17 protein-coding genes are annotated in these 19018 nt (G+C 61.2%); 10 read left to right on the plus strand and 7 right to left on the minus strand.

Translation table 11 applies throughout. The annotated features are described in order from the left end of the window. Positions 1 to 44: 44 nt before the first annotated feature. Positions 45 to 497: a flavodoxin gene (locus E0D86_RS14350; protein WP_131650720.1), complete on the minus strand. Its 453-nt coding sequence runs from the start codon at positions 495 to 497 to the stop codon at positions 45 to 47. 214 nt (positions 498 to 711) lie between these two features. Here E0D86_RS14350 and E0D86_RS14355 point away from each other — a divergent pair, with 214 nt between their 5' ends. The 7 genes from E0D86_RS14355 (at position 712) to E0D86_RS14385 (ending at position 5098) form a co-directional block, all read left to right on the plus strand. Further along, positions 712 to 1356: a PilZ domain-containing protein gene (locus E0D86_RS14355; RefSeq protein ID WP_131650721.1), complete on the plus strand. Its 645-nt coding sequence runs from the start codon at positions 712 to 714 to the stop codon at positions 1354 to 1356. Positions 1357 to 1518: 162 nt separating this feature from the next. Further along, a complete protein-coding gene (gene folM / locus E0D86_RS14360; RefSeq protein ID WP_131650722.1) occupies positions 1519 to 2229 on the plus strand; it encodes a dihydromonapterin reductase in 711 nt (236 codons plus the stop codon). Between the two features lie 16 nt (positions 2230 to 2245). Continuing rightward, entirely contained in the window at positions 2246 to 2620 is a 375-nt protein-coding gene (folX, locus tag E0D86_RS14365; RefSeq protein ID WP_131650723.1) for a dihydroneopterin triphosphate 2'-epimerase, read from the plus strand. A 98-nt stretch (positions 2621 to 2718) separates the two neighbouring features. Then, positions 2719 to 3012, plus strand: a complete 294-nt coding sequence (locus E0D86_RS14370) for a DUF1244 domain-containing protein (protein WP_131650724.1) — start codon at positions 2719 to 2721, stop codon at positions 3010 to 3012. Beyond that, positions 3009 to 3350, plus strand: coding sequence for a HopJ type III effector protein (locus E0D86_RS14375; RefSeq protein ID WP_131650725.1), 342 nt, complete (start codon positions 3009 to 3011; stop codon positions 3348 to 3350). Before E0D86_RS14370 ends, E0D86_RS14375 begins: the two co-directional genes overlap by 4 nt. A gap of 326 nt (positions 3351 to 3676) precedes the next feature. Further along, entirely contained in the window at positions 3677 to 4435 is a 759-nt protein-coding gene (cysZ, locus tag E0D86_RS14380) for a sulfate transporter CysZ (RefSeq protein ID WP_131650726.1), read from the plus strand. A gap of 57 nt (positions 4436 to 4492) precedes the next feature. After that, the gene (locus E0D86_RS14385) at positions 4493 to 5098 is read left to right on the plus strand and encodes a flavodoxin family protein (protein ID WP_131650727.1); all 606 of its coding nucleotides are present in this window, start codon (positions 4493 to 4495) and stop codon (positions 5096 to 5098) included. A gap of 89 nt (positions 5099 to 5187) precedes the next feature. Here the strand turns inward: E0D86_RS14385 and E0D86_RS14390 are convergent, their stop codons facing one another. The 4 genes from E0D86_RS14390 to E0D86_RS14405 all read right to left on the minus strand — a co-directional run bounded on the left by E0D86_RS14390 (position 5188) and on the right by E0D86_RS14405 (position 8178). After that, the gene (locus E0D86_RS14390) at positions 5188 to 6297 is read right to left on the minus strand and encodes an NADH:flavin oxidoreductase (protein WP_131650728.1); all 1110 of its coding nucleotides are present in this window, start codon (positions 6295 to 6297) and stop codon (positions 5188 to 5190) included. Positions 6298 to 6361: 64 nt separating this feature from the next. Further along, entirely contained in the window at positions 6362 to 6958 is a 597-nt protein-coding gene (locus E0D86_RS14395; protein ID WP_131650729.1) for a TetR/AcrR family transcriptional regulator, read from the minus strand. Between the two features lie 147 nt (positions 6959 to 7105). Then, entirely contained in the window at positions 7106 to 7588 is a 483-nt protein-coding gene (locus tag E0D86_RS14400; protein WP_131650730.1) for a glutathione peroxidase, read from the minus strand. A gap of 104 nt (positions 7589 to 7692) precedes the next feature. Beyond that, entirely contained in the window at positions 7693 to 8178 is a 486-nt protein-coding gene (locus tag E0D86_RS14405) for a peptidylprolyl isomerase (RefSeq protein WP_131650731.1), read from the minus strand. A gap of 230 nt (positions 8179 to 8408) precedes the next feature. On the opposite strand from E0D86_RS14405, the gene E0D86_RS14410 reads away from it, so the two are divergent. The 3 genes from E0D86_RS14410 (at position 8409) to E0D86_RS14420 (ending at position 12975) form a co-directional block, all read left to right on the plus strand. Beyond that, the gene (locus E0D86_RS14410; protein ID WP_131650732.1) at positions 8409 to 9596 is read left to right on the plus strand and encodes an acetate kinase; all 1188 of its coding nucleotides are present in this window, start codon (positions 8409 to 8411) and stop codon (positions 9594 to 9596) included. Positions 9597 to 9702: 106 nt separating this feature from the next. Next, on the plus strand, positions 9703 to 11811 hold the full coding sequence (pta, locus tag E0D86_RS14415; protein WP_131650733.1) for a phosphate acetyltransferase: 2109 nt from the start codon (positions 9703 to 9705) through the stop codon (positions 11809 to 11811). Positions 11812 to 12066: 255 nt separating this feature from the next. Further along, positions 12067 to 12975 (plus strand): acyltransferase, encoded by a 909-nt coding sequence (locus E0D86_RS14420; RefSeq protein ID WP_131650734.1) that lies wholly within the window; start codon positions 12067 to 12069, stop codon positions 12973 to 12975. Positions 12976 to 13037: 62 nt separating this feature from the next. Here the strand turns inward: E0D86_RS14420 and E0D86_RS14425 are convergent, their stop codons facing one another. Then, positions 13038 to 15167, minus strand: coding sequence for a bifunctional diguanylate cyclase/phosphodiesterase (locus E0D86_RS14425; protein ID WP_131650735.1), 2130 nt, complete (start codon positions 15165 to 15167; stop codon positions 13038 to 13040). A 96-nt stretch (positions 15168 to 15263) separates the two neighbouring features. Further along, a complete protein-coding gene (locus E0D86_RS14430; RefSeq protein WP_131650736.1) occupies positions 15264 to 18977 on the minus strand; it encodes a response regulator in 3714 nt (1237 codons plus the stop codon). Between the last annotated feature and the right edge of the window lie 41 nt (positions 18978 to 19018).

A 19018-nucleotide genomic window follows, 5' to 3' on the forward strand; every position in this document is an offset into this window, starting at 1 on the left:
GGAAGTCGCCTTTGCAGCCAGCCTGATGTCCGCAGAGGACACGCTCAGCCCCGCAGGGCTGCAGCGAAACGTTCCAGCCAAGGCTCGGCGTCGCTTTCGGGCGTGACCGTTTCACTGGCATCGAGGCGTAGCATCTCCTGCGTTTCACGCATACCCAGCTCGGCGTAGAGTTCACGGATCAGCTCGCCACCGCCACAGAAGGTATCGCCATAGCTGGCGTCGCCCAGCGCGATGACGCCGCCAGGCATGCCCTGCCAGACCGGAACCTGATCGCGGATGGCCGTATACAGCGGAATGAAGTTGTCGGGCAGCTCGCCCATGCCAGTCGTGGCGGTTACGACCAGCAGCGCCTGCGGGCCGAAATCGAGAATCTGAGGCAGCTGCGCGCGCGGATCATGCCAGGCGTCGAAACCCGCCGCCTTCAGCTTTGCGGCGGCATGGCGGGCGACGTCTTCGGCTGTGCCGTAGACCGTACCGGAAAGGATGGCGACTTTCATAATGGGCTCCGTTGCGAATTGAAGCCGAGCATTATGCCGTATTTGGCACCGACGCCCCGCTTGGGTGGAGCTACGCTGATAACGGTGGCGCGCAGACTCTAGGCGACAAGGGAATTAATCGTCCAGCAAGTTGTCGCAAGGCGGTCCTGACAGAGGATTTGCGGACGCAGCCACAAGGCATGGGCAGGCCTGCTGCCATTGAGAGGGAAATCTGATGCCAGAAAAGACCGTACTCACCAGCGCCGAGCTGGCGTATATCAATCAACTTACCAGCGGCCCGCAAACCGAATCGGGCGAAGCACGGGGCGGTTTTCAGCTCGACGGCGGCGAGCGCGCCAACGGCCTGCTGCTGCAGCTTGCAGCGAAAGCCAACCTGACGCTCGACGCGGAACTCGACGACTACTGCATGTCGTTCCCGCTGCAGCTGACCCGCGACGAACTTCAGACAATCCGACTACAACTCGCCCCCCCCACCATATACGAGCGTGGGCCGGTTCTTCGCGCCTGGCGCCTGCACCTGGACGAACCCCTGCCCCTGCTCTCCGATAACGGTGACGAGACCGCGCTGAGCGTCCATGAGTTATCACCCAACGGGCTGCTGGTGGACGCCGGCCCCCAAAAGGCACCCAAGCATCTGCATGTGAGGCTGGCGCTGCCTGGCGAGACACCGTTCATGATCGACGCACGCCGGGTACGCGTTGCCGAAGACGGGTTGGCGGCCTATGAAGTCGAACAGCCACATGGCAAGGACGCCGAACGCATCCGTTCGTATCTGTACGAACAGCATCAGCGCCTGCATCCAGAGTTGCAGCCGGAACTCCCGGTCGACATGCTCGTCGACACGCCCAGCCATTCGTAGGGCTCGCTCCTGTTTCATACCGCGCAGCTTCGCCAGACGCGGCCATTCAAAGGCTGCAGAGTACTGCCAGAAATCACCCTGGTGTAAGCTGACGGGCCATGCGTGGCGCCAGCATCGCAGCCGTGCGCGATCGTTCACCAGCGACAGTCGACCCCAGAAGACATGACCCAGCCAACGGCCCCAATCCTGATTACCGGTGCCAGCCAGCGCATCGGCCTGCATTGCGCTGAACGCCTGCTCGATGATGGGCAACCGGTGGTCGTCACTTACCGAACAGATCGACCGAGCCTCGCTCGGCTACGCGAACGCGGTGCCGTGACCTTGCAGGCGGATTTCTCCGGAGCGGCGGGCATTCTTGCCTTCATCGCAGCTCTCAAACAGCAGACCCGCCATCTACGTGCGATCGTCCACAACGCATCGGACTGGCTTCCCGAAGCATCGGGCGAGGAAGCCGAGGTGTTCCAGCGCATGTTCGACGTGCATATGCTCGCGCCCTATCTGATCAACCTTCACTGCGCGCAGCTGCTGCGGCATGGAGGTCCGGCCGATATCGTCCATATCGGCGACGATGTCACCCGTATCGGCAGCAAGAAACACACCGCCTATGCCGCCAGCAAAGCCGGGCTGGACAACCTCACCCTTTCGTTTGCCGCCAGCCTGGCACCGGCCATCAAGGTCAATGGCATCGCGCCGGCCCTGATACAGTTCAACGAAGGCGATGACGAGGACTATCGACGCAAGGCGCTGGCAAAATCCGCGCTGGGTATCGAGCCAGGCGCCGAGGTGATCTACCAGAGCCTGCGTTATCTGCTCGATAATCCCTACGTCACCGGCACCACACTGACCGTCAATGGCGGCCGTCATTTGATCTGATTTGCGAAGGAATCCCATGCCTAGACTGGAACCCGCCATGGCGCGCATCCGCGTCAAAGATCTGCGATTACGCACCTTCATCGGCATCAAGGAAGAGGAAATCCTCAACCAGCAGGACGTGCTGATCAACCTGACGATGCTGTATCCCGCAGCGGATGCCGTGCGCGACAACGACATCGAATGCGCGCTGAATTACCGCACCATCACCAAGGCGATCATTCAACACGTCGAGAACAACCGCTTCGCCCTGCTCGAACGGCTCACTCAGGAAATCCTCGACCTGGTCATGACGCATCCGCAGGTGCGTTACGCCGAGGTCGAAGTGGACAAACCCCACGCGCTGCGCTTCGCCGAATCGGTGTCGATCACGCTGGCCGCGCATCGCGACTGAGCATCCCGCACCGGAAGGCGGGTCGGCCTCGTTGTCTGGCCCATGGCAACCGCCAAGGTTATGATCCCGCCCACGTCTGCAACGCCGAGGCCCACGACATGAATGATCAACAACGCACCGAACTCGAAGCTGCCGCATTCCGCCGCCTGGTCCAGCACCTGCGCAGCCGTCCCGATGCGCAGAACATCGACCTGATGAACCTGGCCGGCTTCTGCCGCAACTGCCTGTCGAAGTGGTACAAAGCCGCCGGCGACGATCTGGACATCGAAGTCAGCCTCGACGAGGCGCGCGAAGAGGTTTACGGAATGCCCTACGCCGAGTGGAAGAAGCGCTACCAGAAGGAAGCCACACCCGAGCAGCAGGCCGCCTTCGACAAGGGGCAAAACTCATGACCAGCCTTGCTGACTTCCGCGCCAGCCTGCGCAATCGCAAGCACCCTTTCAGTGAGACGCTGGCCTATATCGATAGCGTCTATGACTACCAGCCAAGCCGCTTCATCAACGGCAACGTGGAAAACGCCGCCGGAGAAAACGAAGGCTCTTGTAAGACGCTTGGGCTGGCAGTGCTTGAAGGATTCACCACCGAAGAGGCGCTGTTGGCGTTCGGCGAGCATTATCAATCGGTGCTAGCCAACCCCAGCGGAACCGACCACCGCAACATCCGCGCACTTATGGAAACCGGCCTGCCGGGCGTGCGCTTCGATCAGCAGCCGCTGACAGCCAAGGAATAAAAAGGGCCGGCCAGGCACTTGGGGAAGGCTTGATAATGGACGGCCCTGAAACCAAAGAGGCCGGGCAAGTCTGACGGTCCGAAGCAACGCCGGCCATTTCGTAATCCCGATTGCCGGAATAGGCAGGTGCTATTGGACCAAGGCTGCAAAAACAGGCCGGTGCGGTTCCGCCAAATCGAAACTGCAGGGATTGCCGCAACGGTGAGCCGACCTCAATCGTGGAGTCACCTTGCTGGCGTTGCCGAATGCTTTGCATAGACCCTGTCAGGCTTTTCCCACTCAGCCAAAGCCGGTAAGGTCCGAACCGTCTTACCGGAGTACTCCACATGCCCATCGCTGCCCTTTCCGGCCCACAGTACCTGCGTGAAGGCCTGAAGCTAATCCTGAGCCCAGGGCTACGGCTGTTCGTCATCCTGCCACTGTCGGTCAACCTGCTGCTGTTCAGCGGGCTCATCTATATCGCTCTGCGCCAGTTCGGCGTCTGGGTCGATGCGTTCATGCCGAGCCTGCCCGAGTGGCTGATTTTTCTGGAGTACATCCTCTGGCCGCTGTTCGTGATTCTGGTGGTGCTGATAATGTTCTTCACCTTCACCATGCTCGCCAACATCATCGCGGCCCCGTTCAACGGCTTTCTCGCTGAAAAGGTCGAAACGGTGGCGCGCGGCGAAGACAGTTCGCCACCGTTCAGTTGGGCCGAGTTGCTGGCCATGCTGCCGCGCACCATTGGCCGTGAAGCACGCAAGCTGGCCTATTTCGCCCCGCGCGCGCTAGCACTGCTGATTCTCTCGTTCATCCCGGTGGTCAACCTGTTCGCCGCGCCGCTGTGGCTGCTGTTCGGCATTTGGATGATGGCCGTGCAGTACATCGACTATCCGGCAGACAACAACAAGCTGAGCTGGGCGGAAATGATGGTCTGGCTGCGTCAGAGGCGCTGGAAAAGCCTGAGCTTCGGTGCGGTGACCTATGCCGCGCTGCTGGTGCCGGTGTTGAACCTGCTGATAATGCCTGCCGCTGTAGCGGGCGCGACCCTATTCTGGGTTCGAGAAGGCGGCCAGAAACACTTGGTGCCTGTCGCCACTCAGTGAACTGCGGGAGGGGTTGCTGTCTAGATTCGAACACATCGAATTCAGGAGCCCTTCCCAATGGCGCTTTCCGCACTATCGATAAATTGCACACTCAAAGCCTCCCCCAACACGTCGTCCTGCAGCTTGCTGCTGAGCCAGGCCGAGCGGGAATTGGAAAAGCTCGGCGTGTCCTGCGAGCAGCTACGCGCGGTGGATTTCAACATCAAACCGGGCGTGACCTCTGACGAAGGCCCGGGCGATGACTGGCCGATGATCCGCGAGAAGATACTCGCCGCAGACATTCTTTTGCTGGGCACGCCCATCTGGCTGGGGCATCCGTCCAGCATCTGCCAACGAGTACTCGAGCGTCTCGACGCATTTCTCAGCGAAACCGACGATCAGCAACGGATGGTCTCTTATGGTCGGGTCGCCTGCGTCGCCGTGGTCGGCAACGAAGACGGCGCCCACCACGTAGTGGCCGAGCTGTACCAGGGGCTGAACGATGTGGGCTTCAGCATCCCCGCCAACGGCTGTACCTACTGGGTCGGCGAGGCTATGGGTTCGACGGACTACAAGGATGCAGGCCCGCGCGAGAAAACCGCCAATACCAATGCGATGCTGGCTCGCAACGCCGTGCACTTGGCGAAACTGCTCAAACAGTCTGGCTACCCCGGCGCTGAATGACAGCACGGGAGCAAGCTTGCCGGCGATGCCGCACGACGGCGCGTTCGCCAGCAAGCCGGCTGCTGCTTTTTTCACACCACCCCGTAGGCTCAAGCCAACGTCTTCAACGCCTCACGGCTGAACGGCAGGATGTCCTGCATGCGTCCGTCACGCACTTTCAGCGCCCAATCCGGATCGCAGATCAGCGCGCGCCCTACCGCAACCAGATCGAACTCCTCCTTGTTCAGACGCTCGAGCAGGCCTTCGATATTGGCCGGCTGCGCCACTTTGTCGGTCTTGACCATGAACTGCAGGAACTCACCGTCCAGCCCCACGCTACCCACGGTGATGGTCGGCTTGCCGGTGAGCTGGCGTGTCCAGCCGGCCAGGTTGAGATCCGAACCTTCGAATTCCGGCTCCCAGAAACGACGTGTAGAGCAATGGAAGATGTCCACGCCTGCAGCCGACAGCGGTGCGAGGAATTCGCCCAGCGCTTCTGACGTGGTCACCAGGCGTGCGGTGTAGTCCTGCTGCTTCCACTGCGAGAAGCGGAAGATGATCGGGAACTCCGCGCCCACCGCAGCCCGCACCGCGCTGATCAGCTCGATGGCGAAGCGCGAGCGGTTGGCCAGACTGCCACCGTATTCATCGGTGCGCTGATTGCTACCTTCCCAGAAGAACTGGTCGATGAGGTAGCCATGAGCCCCGTGAATTTCGACGCCATCCATACCGATGGCCTTGGCATCCGCAGCCGCCTGGGCGAAAGCCGCGATCACGTCCTGGATGTCCTGCTTGGTCATGCCGTGGACGACGACCTGATCGTCCTTGCGCTTCTCCATCGGCCCATACCCCAGCACTTCCGGCTCCGGCTCGGTACCCTTGCGGCGCACATTGCCGACGTGCCAGAGCTGTGGAACGATCTTGCCACCCGCAGCATGCACTGCCTCGACCACCGCCTTCCAGCCAGCCAGAGCATCCTCACCATGGAAGCGCGGCACCTGCGGATAACCATTGGAAGCCTGGTGGCCGACCGTGGTGCCCTCGGTAATGATCAGCCCAACACCCGAAGCGGCACGGCGACGGTAGTACTCGACGACATCAGCAGTCGGCACACCGTTGGGCGAGAAGGAACGGGTCATCGGCGCCATTACCACGCGGGTCGGCAGTTGCAGACTGCCAAGCTGGAATGGCTGAAACAGGGCATTTACGGCTGCGGACATCGGTGTCTCCTTGTTGATTCGGGGTTCAAAAGCGACCGGTCGTCTCACCGTTCGCCACAAAAAATCAGCGCAACGTCAGCAGACGCTCCAGCTGGGTCAGAAAGCTGTTCAGCGGCACGACACTGCGACCCACTTTCATGCGTAGCAGCGCGCCTTCCCAGGCGTTGCCGATGAATTCGGCAAGCGCCTGACAATCAGTGCTCCGATCTATTTCTCCTGCATCGCGGGCCTGCTCGAGGCAGGCCGCCAGCACCTCGACGGAGCGCAGCAGAATGGCTTCCACCTGACACCCGATCGGCTGCGACAACTCGGCCATCTCGAAGCTCAGGCTCCCGATAAAGCAGTGATATTCCGGAGATTCCTGGCGAGCGAAATGCGCGACCAGTTCAGCGTAATAAGCGAGGACTCGCTCACGCGGACTCAGCACAGGGTTGGTCAACACAGCCTGGTAGCGCGCCAGACGTGGCGTATAGAGATGCTCCAGGGCCTGCAGGGCGAAATCTTCCTTGCTGGCGAAGTAGTGATAGAACGACCCCTTGGGAATGCCGGCAGCCTGGACGATCTCCAGCACACCGGTGCCGTGATAGCCACGACGGGTCATCACCTGCGCGCCTTTAGCCAGGATCAGTTCACGCTTGTCGATTCGAGCTCGGCTGTTCATGAAACCGAGCATATGACCGGTCGTCTCGCGCGAACAGCATCATCCATGGCACTTATTTCGCCGATACGATCGCGACGATGGCGGGGCGTTGATTGTGCGAAGAAGGAAAAGCGCAGCGGCAATACCGCCGCGCAGAGAAGCGAAGGATCAGACGAGCGCGTTTTCGATCGCCTGGATCAGCGCTGGATCGTCCGGGGCGGTACGAGGCGAGAAACGCGCCAGCACACGGCCGTCCTTGTCGACGAGAAACTTCTCGAAATTCCAGCTGATGTCACCGGGGAAATCGGCCCCTTCGCCCGCCAGCAGGCGGTAGAGCGGATGACGTTGCGGGCCGTTGACTTCGAGCTTGCTGCTCAACGGAAAACTGATGCCGTAGTTCTCACTACAGAATCGCAGGATCTCCGCGTCGCTGCCCGGCTCCTGCGCGGCGAACTGGTTACAGGGAATACCGAGCACACCGAAACCACGATCCTGATAACGCTGATGCAACGCCTGCAACCCGGCGTACTGAGGAGTCAGGCCGCACTCGGAAGCCACATTGACCACCAGCGTCAGCTGGTTCTTTAGCGGCGCAAGGGACAGCTCCTGGCCAGCGAGGCCGGGTAGGACCAAATCGTGGAACGCGCTCATTCGCTCTTCTCCAGAGGGTAAAAAAAGCGCTCCGGCATTACCGAAGCGCTTCGTCGCTCGACCGCCTCGGTCGGGCCTTTCGCCACCCGCTTGCTGCGAGGGGATCAGTGGTGATGACCACCTTCGCCATGGATGTGGCCATGGGCAACTTCTTCTTCGCTGGCATCACGCACGTCGACGATCTTGACATCGAAGTTCAGGCGCTGACCAGCCAACGGATGATTACCGTCGACGATTACGTCATCACCTTCGACGTCACGGATAGTGACGATCTGCATACCGCCGTCCGGACCGGATGCATGGAACTGCATGCCGACTTCCAGCTCGTCAACGCCTTCGAACATGGCGCGATTGAGCGTCGCTACCAGCTCCGGGGTGTACTCACCGTAGGCATCCTGCGGCTCGATGGCGACCGTCACATGATCACCGCCCTGTTTGCCTTCCAAGGCCTTTTCCAGGCCAGAGATGATGTTGCCTGCACCGTGCAGGTAGACCAGCGGCGCGCCGCCGGCCGAGCTGTCGATTACCTCACCAGCGTCGTTGGTGAGTGTGTAGTCGATTGACACAGCCTTGTTCGCGGCAATCTGCATGAGGCAAAACCTTTTGCTGGGGAATGTGATGTCGAAGTTTAACCGCGAGCTGCGACGATTGCGAACCGAGCCCGGATAAACGGGACCAGCAACTGGTTGACAAAACCCTACGATGCGAGGTGCCGCATACAACCTTTGGAGAGCATCGGTCAGCCATGAGCTATGTCAGTATCCATTCACGCAAGCTAAGCGAAACTTCCAATAATTAATGCGCGTCCCGAGGAGCACCGATGTCGGCTCGAAACATCCTGGTGATTAACTGCGGCAGTTCGTCGATCAAATTCGCACTGGTCAACGAAACGCAAGCGACCTTCCCTTTGCAAGGCCTGGCAGAACGCATAGGCAGTCCTGAAGCGGTGCTTCACTGGCAGCGGGGAGACGACAAGCAGACGCTGGAAATCCCGGGCGCCGACCATCGCGCCGCACTGGAGCGATTGTTACCGCTCGCGCAGGAAGCGGCCGGCGGCAAGCTCGACGGCATCGGACATCGGGTCGTTCATGGCGGTGAACATTTCACCGGCTCCAGCCTGATCGACGAGCACGTGCTCAAGGCCATTCGTGACAGCGCCCAACTGGCGCCGCTGCACAACCCGGCCAACCTGGTCGGCATCGAAGCCGCCATCGCGCTGTTCTCTACCCTGCCGCAAGTCAGCGTATTCGATACGGCGTTCCACCAGACCATGCCCGAACACGCCTTCCGTTACGCCGTGCCCGAGTTCCTTTACAAGGAGCACAACGTCCGCCGCTATGGTTTCCACGGCACCAGCCACAACTATGTCAGCAAGCGTGCCGCCGAAATGACCGGGCTGGCAGCGGGTGACAGCTGCTGGCTGACCGCGCATCTGGGTAACGGCTGCTCGACCTGCGCCATCGTCAACGGCGAAAGCCGCGACACCAGCATGGGCCTGACGCCATTGGAAGGGCTGGTGATGGGCACGCGCAGCGGCGATGTCGACCCCAACCTGCACAGCTACCTGAACCGCACGCTGGGCTGGAGCCTCGAACAGATCGATCGCGTGCTCAACCATGACAGCGGCCTGAAGGGCCTGTCGGGCCTGTCCAACGACATGCGCACCCTGTACGAGGCACGTGTTGCCGGCCATCCGGGCGCCAATCTGGCCTTCGAAGTGTTCTGCTATCGCCTGGCCAAATCCCTGGCGAGCATGGCTTGCGCCCTGCCGAAGCTCGACGGCCTGATTTTCACCGGCGGCATCGGGGAGAACTCCGTAGCGGTGCGCAGCCGCACCCTGGAACACCTCAAGCTGTTCAATTTCAAACTCGACGAAGAAGCCAACGCACGTTGCACACGTGGCGTCGGTGGAGAAATCCAGGCCGCAGGCAGCCCGCGCGTTCTGGTCGTTCCTACCAACGAAGAACGCCAGATCGCGCTGGACACGCTGGCATTGCTCGACGCCTGACAACCCGCCGACACGAACGCGCCTCTGCAAAACCCGACGACCGAGAAAGGCGTCGGGTTTTGTCCAATCAGCATCGCCTTCGCCCTTTGCTCGACAGGAGATCACCATGCATACGCTCTTCCTCGCCCCCTGCGGTTTCGGTGGCGGCCTCAACTCCATCAGCCTCGGCCTGATCCGTGCTTTGGAACGTGCCGGGTTGAAAGTCGGTTTCTTCAAGCCCATCGCCCAGCCCTTTCCGCTCGATCAGGGCCGCGAGCGCTCCTGCGTGCTGGTGGAAAACACACTGAACATCTCTTCGCCAGAGCCGCTCCCGTTGGAACAGGTGGAGCGCCAATTGGCCGATGGCGAACTGGACCTCCTGCTCGAAGATGTCGTCAGCCGCTACCAGGAGGTTGCAGCGGGCAAGGACGTAGTGATCGTCGAAGGCATGGTGCCGACGCGAGAGTTCAACCACACCTCGCGAATCAATACGCACCTGGCCAAGAGTCTGGATGCGGAAATCATCCTGATCGCCGCGCAGGGCAACGACACGCTCAAGCGCCTGGCCGAACGCATCGAAATCCAAGCGCAGTTGTTCGGCGGCGCCAAGGACCCGAAGGTGCTCGGCCTGGTCCTGAACAAGGTCAAGAGCGACGACGGCGTGGCGGCCTTCGTCGAACGCCTGAAGGAACAGCTACCGCTGCTCGGCACCCAGGATTTTCAGCTACTCGGCGCGATTCCCTTCGCCGAGGAGTTGAACGCCCTGCGCACCCGGGACATCGCTCAGCTGCTGGATGCCAAGGTGCTTCACGCCGGCGAGGCCGAACATCGTCGCGTGAGCAAGATCGTCCTGTGCGCCCGGGCAGTTCCCAATACCGTGCAGTTGCTCCAGCCCGGCGTGCTGGTAGTCACGCCGGGTGACCGCGACGACATCATCCTCGCTGCCAGCCTCGCCTCGCTCAACGGGGTCGATCTCGCGGGCCTGCTGCTGTGCAGCGACTTCGCTCCAGACCCACGCATTCTCGAACTGTGCAAGGCGGCCCTGGACCGCGGCCTGCCCGTGATGACCGTGCAGACCGGGTCCTACGACACCGCGACCAACCTGTTCGGCCTGAACAAGGAAACCCCTTCCGACGACATCGAGCGCGCCAGCCAGGTGACCGACTTCATCGCCACGCACCTGCAGCCCGACCTGTTGCACACACGTCTCAGCGTACCGCGTAGCGAGCTGCGCCTTTCGCCACCGGCGTTCCGCTATCAACTGGTCAAGCGCGCCCAGCAGGCGAACAAGCGCATCGTCCTGCCGGAAGGCAACGAGCCGCGCACCATTCGCGCCGCGGCTATCTGCCAGGAGCGAGGCATTGCCCGCTGCGTCCTGCTGGCCAAGCCGGATGAAGTGCAGGCGGTCGCACGCGAACAGGGCATCAACCTGCCGGCCAGCCTGGAGATTCTCGATCCGGAGCTGATCATCGATCAGTACGTCGAGCCCATGTGCGAGATGCGCAAGGCGAAGGGGCTCACCCCGAGCGATGCGCGCGAGCAACTCAAGGACACCGTGGTGCTCGGCACCATGATGCTGGCGCTGGACGAAGTGGATGGCCTGGTTTCCGGCGCCGTGCATACCACCGCCAACACCATTCGCCCGGCGCTCCAGCTGATCAAGACCGCCCCTGGCTACAGCCTGGTGTCCTCAGTGTTCTTCATGCTGCTGCCGGATCAGGTACTGGTCTATGGCGACTGCGCAGTCAATCCCAATCCGAGCGCCACGGAGCTCGCGGAAATTGCTCTGCAGAGTGCCGAGTCGGCCGTCGCCCTCGGCGTGAATCCGCGAGTAGCCATGATCAGCTACTCCACCGGCACGTCCGGCAGCGGCGCTGAGGTAGAGAAAGTCGCCGAAGCCACACGCATCGCCCAAGAGCGCGCACCCAACCTGCCAATCGACGGCCCGTTGCAGTATGACGCCGCGTCGGTCGCCAGCGTCGGCAAACAGAAAGCACCCAACAGCCTGGTTGCTGGTCAGGCGACCGTGTTCATTTTCCCTGACCTGAACACCGGCAACACCACCTACAAAGCGGTTCAGCGTAGCGCCAACGTGATCAGCGTCGGCCCAATGCTGCAAGGCCTGCGCAAACCGGTGAATGATCTGTCTCGCGGCGCACTGGTGGATGACATCGTCTTCACCATCGCACTCACCGCGCTGCAGGCCGATAGCAACGGCAGCAGGCCTGAAGCATGAAACACAAGCTTGGCGGCCCTACCAGCGATAGGGCCAGCCAATCCGTAGGGTGGGCTTCAGCCCACCAAAGCGCGCCCAAGTAACCTAAGGTGTGCGGGCGGCGCTCCCTACGTTCTGTAATGGAGCGCCGCCCGCTCCCCTGCATTTTTCCTATCTGCTTGAAAACGTCGCTAGGCCGGCATTCGCGACAGTTGCAGTTCGGCGCGCAATCGCTACCCTTGGCGCCTCGAATCAGCCGTATCGACGAGACGACCTATGCTGAGCTTCCTTCCCGCCCCCCTGCGAGGCACCCTCGCCGGCCTGACCCTGGCGCTGAACACGCTGTTCTGGTGCTGGCCGCTATTCTTCCTTTCGCTGCTCAAGCTGGCGCTGCCGATTCCTCGCGTTCAGCGCGCGCTGCGCTTCGGGATGCACTGGATCGCCGAATCCTGGATGGCGGTCAACGGCTTCTGGATGGATCGGGTGCGGCGCACCGAATGGGATGTGCAGGGGCTAGAAAAGGTCGACATGCAACACTCGTATCTGGTCACCAGCAACCACCAGAGCTGGGCCGACATTCTGATGCTGCAGTACCAGCTGAACCGACGAATGCCGATTCTGAAGTTCTTTCTCAAACAGGAGCTGATCTGGGTGCCGGTCATCGGCCTATGCTGGTGGGCGCTGGAGTTTCCCTTCATGAAACGCTTCACGAAGGAGTACCTGACCAAATATCCGGAAAAGCGCGGTCAGGACCTGGCCACGACCCGTAAGGCATGCGAGCGCTACCGGACCAACCCGGTGTCGGTGTTCAACTTTCTCGAAGGCACGCGTTTCACAGAGGACAAGCACACCGAGCAGGCTTCGCCCTACCGCTATCTGCTCAAACCCAGAGCCGGCGGCATTGCGTTCGTGATCGATGCGATGGGTGAGCAACTGACTTCGCTAATCAACGTCACCATCCACTACCCCAATGGCAATCCGAGCTTCTGGGATCTGCTCTGTGGTCGGATCAGCCAAGTGGTGATGCGCATCGACTCGCAGCCCATCCCGGCTGAGTTCCTGCACCGCAGCTACGATCAGGATGAGCGTTATCGACTCAGCTTCCAGGAGTGGGTCAACGAGCTATGGAGCGAAAAGGACGCCAAACTCGAAGAGCTGCATCGCCAATATCCGCCAAGTCGCTAGGGTCTGGTCCCGTTTCGCGGCCGCGACGGAGCCAACTCCATTGAACCCGGCGGCACCCGATCTCAACGGTCGAGTTGCTGCCAGTCTATGCGCCGAGGAAAGACCAGGGCGTCCTCGACGGCCAAGCCTGGCGCCACCAGAAAGCCCTGCATGACCTGGCAGCCATGGGCGATCAGCCAATCGCGCTGAGCCAGGGTCTCAACCCCCTCGGCGATCACTTCCAACTCCAGGTTCCGCCCAAGGTCGATGATGGTGCTGACGACCGCCGCGTCACGGGGCGAGTCGAGCATATTGGCAATGAACAACCGGTCGATCTTCAGCGTATCCAGATCGAAATGGCGCAGATAGGCCAGTGACGAATAGCCGGTGCCGAAGTCATCCACCGCGACTTTGACGCCTAGTTCCCGCAATTGCCGAAGCTTGTCACAGCTCTGTTCCAGGTCCTGCATCAGCGCGCCTTCGGTGACCTCCAGCTCCAACTGGCGCGGGTCGAGCTGATACTCATCAAGCAGACGGCGTAGCTCGCCTATCAGTCCAGCCCGGGCAAACTGCACCGGGCTGACGTTGAAACTCAGTATCAGCTTGTCGCCGAAGCGCTCGCGCCAATCTCGACATTGAGCCAGCCCTTCACGCAGCGCCCATTCGCCAACCCGATCGATCAGTCGAGTCTCCTCCAGCAAGGGGATGAAGACGTTGGGTTCGACTTCGCCGCGTCCGGCGTAATCCCAGCGCAGCAAAGCCTCGAATCCGCGCAGTTCGCCGGTCTCGAGTTCTATCTGCGGCTGATAGGCCAGCGCGAAACCATTGCGCTCGATGGTGCTGCGTAGGTTTTCCTCCATCATCAGACGCGCATGGGCGCGGCCATTCATTTCGCTGGAGAAGAAGCGGTATTGCTGGCGTCCGGCGCGCTTGGCCTCATACATGGCCATGTCCGCCGAGCGGAGCAGCTCTTCAACGCTCTGCCCGCAATCGGGGAAATGTGCGATGCCGATGCTCGCGCCCAAGGTGACGTCGGTGCCGTTGATGGTGTGCCGGACCGAAATCAGTTCGATGAGCTTCTCTGCAACTTTCGCCGCGTCTTCGGGATGATCGAGGGAATCCAGCAAGGCGGTGAATTCGTCCCCGCCCATCCGCGCGATGATGTCGTAGGGACGCATGCAGGCTTCCAGCACCCGCGCGACGCGGCAAAGAATCTCGTCGCCGGCATCGTGGCCTAGCGAGTCGTTGATGCGCTTGAAGCCGTCGAGGTCGATATAAAGGATGGCCATGCGCTTGCCGTTCCGATCGATCCGCGCCAATGCCGACTCCAGCGCCTGATGAAACCCACGCCGATTCAGCAGCCCGGTCAGCGAATCGGTTACCGCCTGGGTTTCCAGCTGGACGTGGAGGTTACGCACCACCGACATGTCGAGCGCGATCACCACCATCGAGCGCTGTTGGCGAGGCAGTGGCGAGGAGGACAAGGCAACCGGCAAGGTACCGCCATTGGCGGTGTAGAGCTGCGCCTCGTGCAGGCGGTAGGTGTTGCCGCTACGCCACTGCTTGTAGAAGTCGGTATCGCGCCAGACTTCGGGCATTTGCGGGGAGGCCAGATGATCGACCAGCGCAGTGCCCTGCAGATCATCGACACTGGTGTGCAGCATCTGCGCGATCGCCGGATTGGCGAAACTGATGTAGCCATCCTCACCCACGACCAGGATGCCTTCGGCGGCGTTGTTCAGCACCGAGGCGTTGAAGGCGCGCGCGCTGTCGAGCTGCTGGGTCAGCAGCTGCAGATCGCGCCGGTTGTGTTCATGGCTGAGCAGGGTGTTGATCTTGTGCTTGAGCACCTGTGGATCGAAAGGCTTGAGGATGAAATCAACCGCACCCGTTGCGTAACCGCGCAGCACCGACTCGCGGGTATGCGCAATGGCCGAGACGAAGATGATCGGTGTGTAACGTGTATGCGGGCTGCCACGCATCAGGCGCGCCACTTCGAAGCCATCCATGCCTGGCATTTGCACGTCCAGCAAGACCAATTCCACGTCCAGATCGAGCAGCGCCTGCAACGCAGCCTCGCCGGAATTGACCGTATGCACCTGCCAGTCGCCATCACCGAGCAGGGCCTCCATAGCCACCAGATTCGCTTCGCGATCGTCCACCACCAGCAGCGTGCGGGTACGAGGTTGTGATTTGGCTTGTGCCCGCGCCATTACCTGACTCTCCTGCCCGCTGCGCAGTTACTTCCGATTTCAATGGCGGCGGCACGGCGGCCGACTCTGGACGAACGATGCGTCACGTACTTCTCCTCATGGACTCTCGTGAGGGCCATCGACGCGCCCCAGGCAGCGTCGCAGCAACTCGACCAGCTTGGCGCGTTCGACCGGTTTGAACAGAAAATCGTCGGCACCTGCAGTAATGCTCTGATCGCGGACGGCCGGATCGGCTCCGGCCGCCAGCGCCACGATCGGCACCTGACAACCATAGTCGTTTCTGAGCTGGCGTATCAGTGCAGGGCCGTCATTATTGGGCAATGCCATGTCCACCAACGCCAGATCGAAGGCATCCTCATCGAATCGTTCAAGCGCTTCGGTGCTTGTCGTAGCCGGCACCACTTGCAGCCCCTGCTCGTCGAGCAGGGCGCTGATGGCGTATATCGACCGCACGTCGGAATCCACCAACAGCACCCGTCGCCCCAGCAAGGGATGCTCCACCTCGTCCATGTTCAGCGCCACAGCTTCAGCCTCAGCCACAGCGGGCTTCAATGCATCTTCCATATGCTCCAGTCCCTCTGTTTTTGACAACGCAACCGATGAGTAACGCCGTAGCCGCTCCAGATTCTTTTCTGAAAGCGGTGCCCGGCTGTTCAGTATGACTCGTGCATCTTTGAGCGAACGTAGCCTGTCGAGCGCCTCGAGCAGCTCCAGGCCGTCTTCGTTAGGCAGATCGAAATCGATGACCAGTACCGTGAAGGCATGCTCCGCATAGGCCAGCCGCGCATCTTCGCTGCTCTGGCAGTCGGTGACACGGTATCCGAGACGCTCGAAATGCTCATGCAATTGACGTCGCCGCTCCGGTTCGGTTTCCACGAGCAGCAATCGCGTTGGACTGGCTTCCTGCCGAGCCAGGTCGACGAACAGGCGTTCGAGCTCCGAGTGCGTCACAGGTTTGAGCAAATAGCGCGAATTGTCATCGGACCAGCCATGCGGCTGCGGCACGCACGAAATGATGTACACCGGCGTGCCCTGGTGCCGGGCATCCTCTCGCAGGACCCGATGGACCTGCCAGCCACTGATATCGGGCAACAGGATATCGAGGATGACGGCCGCGAAACGGTCGCGCTCCAACGCCTCCAAACCTTCTTGTCCGGTGCCGCAGACGGTGCTGGGAAAACCATGAGATTGCCCGACCTCAGCTACCACAGAAGCGAAATCGGCATCATCCTCGACGATCAATACGCCGCCGCCCTGGCCTCGGAGCTGAAACGGCCGCAGCGTCCGGATCTCCGTGGTTGCGGCCAGTCTCAGCGGCAACTCGATAGTGAAACTCGAACCCTGACCCGGCGCGCTTCGCAGATGAATACCGCCGCCCAGCACTTCGGCCAGCTGCCGTGCGATGGCCAATCCCAGCCCGGCGCCGCCGTATTGCCGGCTGATCGAGCCGTCGATTTGCTGGAAGGCCTGGAAGATCCGTTCGTGCTGGTCTTCAGCGATGCCAACACCGGTATCGGTCACACAGATCTGCAGCATGTCTTCATCAGCAGGCTGCTCGGCCGGCTTGCAGGTGACATGGATATCCACGAAGCCCTGCTCGGTGAACTTCAATGCGTTGGTGACGAGATTGCGCAGAATCTGCTGCAGGCGTGCGCGGTCAGTAACGATCGTCACCGGCACATCCGGCGCGATTCGGGTACCGAGCGCCAGCCCGTTCTGCTCGGCCATCGGCTGGAGCCCATTGGTCAGTTCCGCCAGTAGCTCAGCCAGATTGAGCGGTTCCGGCTTGATCTGCATATGGCCCGCTTCGATCTTGGCCAGGTCGAGCACATCATTGATCAGCTGCAGCAGGTCATGCCCGGCCCGATGAATGATATCGGCGTGCCGAACCTGCTTCTCGGTCAGATTGGCCGCCGCATTCTGCCTCAACTGATCGCTGAGGATCAGGATGCTGTTGAGCGGCGTACGCAGCTCGTGAGACATGTTTGCAAGGAACTCGGACTTGTAGCGATTGGCAACGACCAGCTCGTTGGCCTGATCGCGCAGACGCCGCTCCGCCGCCTTGCGGTGACCGATATCGATCACCACGGCCTGCACCAGCTGCTCCTCACCGCTGCGCAGCGGCGACAGACCTACCTCGACGGGCAACAGACGACCATCGCTGTGACGACCGAACAGCTCGCGGTTTTCACCCAGGCGGCGCGACTCGGGTTCCTGGGCGAAACGATGGCGTATCTCGAGATATATCTTGCGCATCGACTCGGGGATCAGCAGCTCGACCGGCTCGCCCACCAGCTCTTGCCGGCTATAGCCGAACAGCAGCTCGGTCTGTCGATTGACCATGACGATTCGCCCTTCCTGGTCGAACAGAATGAAGGCATTCGGCGACGCCTCGACGACATTGCGGAAGCGCTCTTCGTCCCGTTTGCGCTGTTGCAGATCGACCAGATTGAGCAGGTGGTGGATACCGTCATCGCGATTGAAGCTGGTCAGGCTCAGTGAAACCGGTATCGGCGTGCCATCTTCCCGTAACGCGTGGCTTTCCTGATTGCTGGTTTCCAGCCGCTGCCCACCTGCAGCCTCGCTTAGCACGCCGGGTACATAACGGCCAAGACGCTCGCCAGCGAGCAGACCAGCACTGCTTCCGAGCAGCGCAGCGGCGCTCTGGTTGGCCAGTTCGATTCGCCCCTGACCATCGCACATCAGGGTCGCCACGGGCAGTTGCTCGATCAGCTGACGGAAGCGTGCCTCACGCTCCTGAAGTTGCGCACCGAGCGCCTGGCTGTTGCGCAGCGCCCGTTCACGCAGGTAAAGGTAGCCGCCTATCAACAGCGCAAACAGCACCGCCGCGGACAGTCCAGCCGCCAGGTTGAAGGCCCCGCTGGCTCGGGTCAGGATGGCTTCGTACTCCGGCGTACTGGCCACATCCAGTTGCCAGCTACGGCCGTACATATAGATATTTCGGGTGCGGCGGAAACTCGCATCGGCGCTGACCGGTGCACGGCCCATCAGCAGCGGCTCCTCCGGGGCCCCGGCGTCGAACAGCTGTATCTGAAACAGTTTGCTCCGCGAGCCCAGCACGCCTTCCAACAGGTCGGTCAGCCGAAAGGCACCGTGTAGCGTGCCGGCGAAGGCGTTCTGGCGCTCCTCCAGGGTGGTGATGGGCTCACCGACCCGGTACAGGGGAAGAAACAACAAAATACCCACCTGAACGTTCTGCCCGGTCTCCTGCTTGAGACGCAAAGGCCCCGTCAGCATTGGCGTGCCAATATTACGCGCGGCAACGACGGCTTCCCTGCGGGTTCCCTCGCTCATCAGGTCGAAGCCCAGCACCCGGCGATTACGCCAGTCGAGGGGGTGTATGTAGTCTGTGATCAGATATTCAGCGCGCTCACCGGCCGGATACATGCGGACGTTTCGGCCACCGTCGCGCATCTTCTCCAGCACCGAAGCCAGGTTATCCGCACGCGCATGACGCGATAAAGCGATCGCCTGGATGCCGGGATAGAAGTCCTGTAGCTGAAGCTGATCGGAAGCGCGAGTCCAGTCTTCCAGACTGACGGTATCGCTCCCAACGAACAAGCCGGCCAGACCGCGCATGACCATCTCGTAGGCACGCATGCGCTCACGCAGACTAGTCTCGAGGTCGTTGACCACCAGATTGAATCGCTGCGCTTGCTCTGCGTGGATACGCGCTTCCTGAACATGCCATTGCCAGCCGACCCATCCCCCGAGCCCCGCCATCAGAACCAGCGTTACTACCAATGGCAGCCAAGGCTTACGGGAATGGAGAGCGGAACGATCATCCATTCGACCTCCTCAGTGCCACTACTATGGCTCGCTGTCACGAG

Origin of the sequence: Pseudomonas sp. IC_126, assembly GCF_004331835.1 — a bacterium.
Classification (GTDB): Bacteria; Pseudomonadota; Gammaproteobacteria; order Pseudomonadales; family Pseudomonadaceae; genus Stutzerimonas.

Coding starts and splice junctions, on each gene's coding strand:
- E0D86_RS14405 (WP_131650731.1), bottom strand. CDS start 8,178: ATGCAGATTGCCGCGAACAAGGCTGTGTCAATCGACTACACACTCACC.
- E0D86_RS14390 (WP_131650728.1), bottom strand. CDS start 6,297: ATGTCCGCAGCCGTAAATGCCCTGTTTCAGCCATTCCAGCTTGGCAGT.
- E0D86_RS14400 (WP_131650730.1), bottom strand. CDS start 7,588: ATGAGCGCGTTCCACGATTTGGTCCTACCCGGCCTCGCTGGCCAGGAG.
- E0D86_RS14355 (WP_131650721.1), top strand. CDS start 712: ATGCCAGAAAAGACCGTACTCACCAGCGCCGAGCTGGCGTATATCAAT.
- E0D86_RS14370 (WP_131650724.1), top strand. CDS start 2,719: ATGAATGATCAACAACGCACCGAACTCGAAGCTGCCGCATTCCGCCGC.
- folM (WP_131650722.1), top strand. CDS start 1,519: ATGACCCAGCCAACGGCCCCAATCCTGATTACCGGTGCCAGCCAGCGC.
- E0D86_RS14375 (WP_131650725.1), top strand. CDS start 3,009: ATGACCAGCCTTGCTGACTTCCGCGCCAGCCTGCGCAATCGCAAGCAC.
- E0D86_RS14395 (WP_131650729.1), bottom strand. CDS start 6,958: ATGAACAGCCGAGCTCGAATCGACAAGCGTGAACTGATCCTGGCTAAA.
- E0D86_RS14350 (WP_131650720.1), bottom strand. CDS start 497: ATGAAAGTCGCCATCCTTTCCGGTACGGTCTACGGCACAGCCGAAGAC.
- E0D86_RS14430 (WP_131650736.1), bottom strand. CDS start 18,977: ATGGATGATCGTTCCGCTCTCCATTCCCGTAAGCCTTGGCTGCCATTG.
- E0D86_RS14425 (WP_131650735.1), bottom strand. CDS start 15,167: ATGGCGCGGGCACAAGCCAAATCACAACCTCGTACCCGCACGCTGCTG.
- pta (WP_131650733.1), top strand. CDS start 9,703: ATGCATACGCTCTTCCTCGCCCCCTGCGGTTTCGGTGGCGGCCTCAAC.
- E0D86_RS14420 (WP_131650734.1), top strand. CDS start 12,067: ATGCTGAGCTTCCTTCCCGCCCCCCTGCGAGGCACCCTCGCCGGCCTG.
- E0D86_RS14385 (WP_131650727.1), top strand. CDS start 4,493: ATGGCGCTTTCCGCACTATCGATAAATTGCACACTCAAAGCCTCCCCC.
- cysZ (WP_131650726.1), top strand. CDS start 3,677: ATGCCCATCGCTGCCCTTTCCGGCCCACAGTACCTGCGTGAAGGCCTG.
- folX (WP_131650723.1), top strand. CDS start 2,246: ATGCCTAGACTGGAACCCGCCATGGCGCGCATCCGCGTCAAAGATCTG.
- E0D86_RS14410 (WP_131650732.1), top strand. CDS start 8,409: ATGTCGGCTCGAAACATCCTGGTGATTAACTGCGGCAGTTCGTCGATC.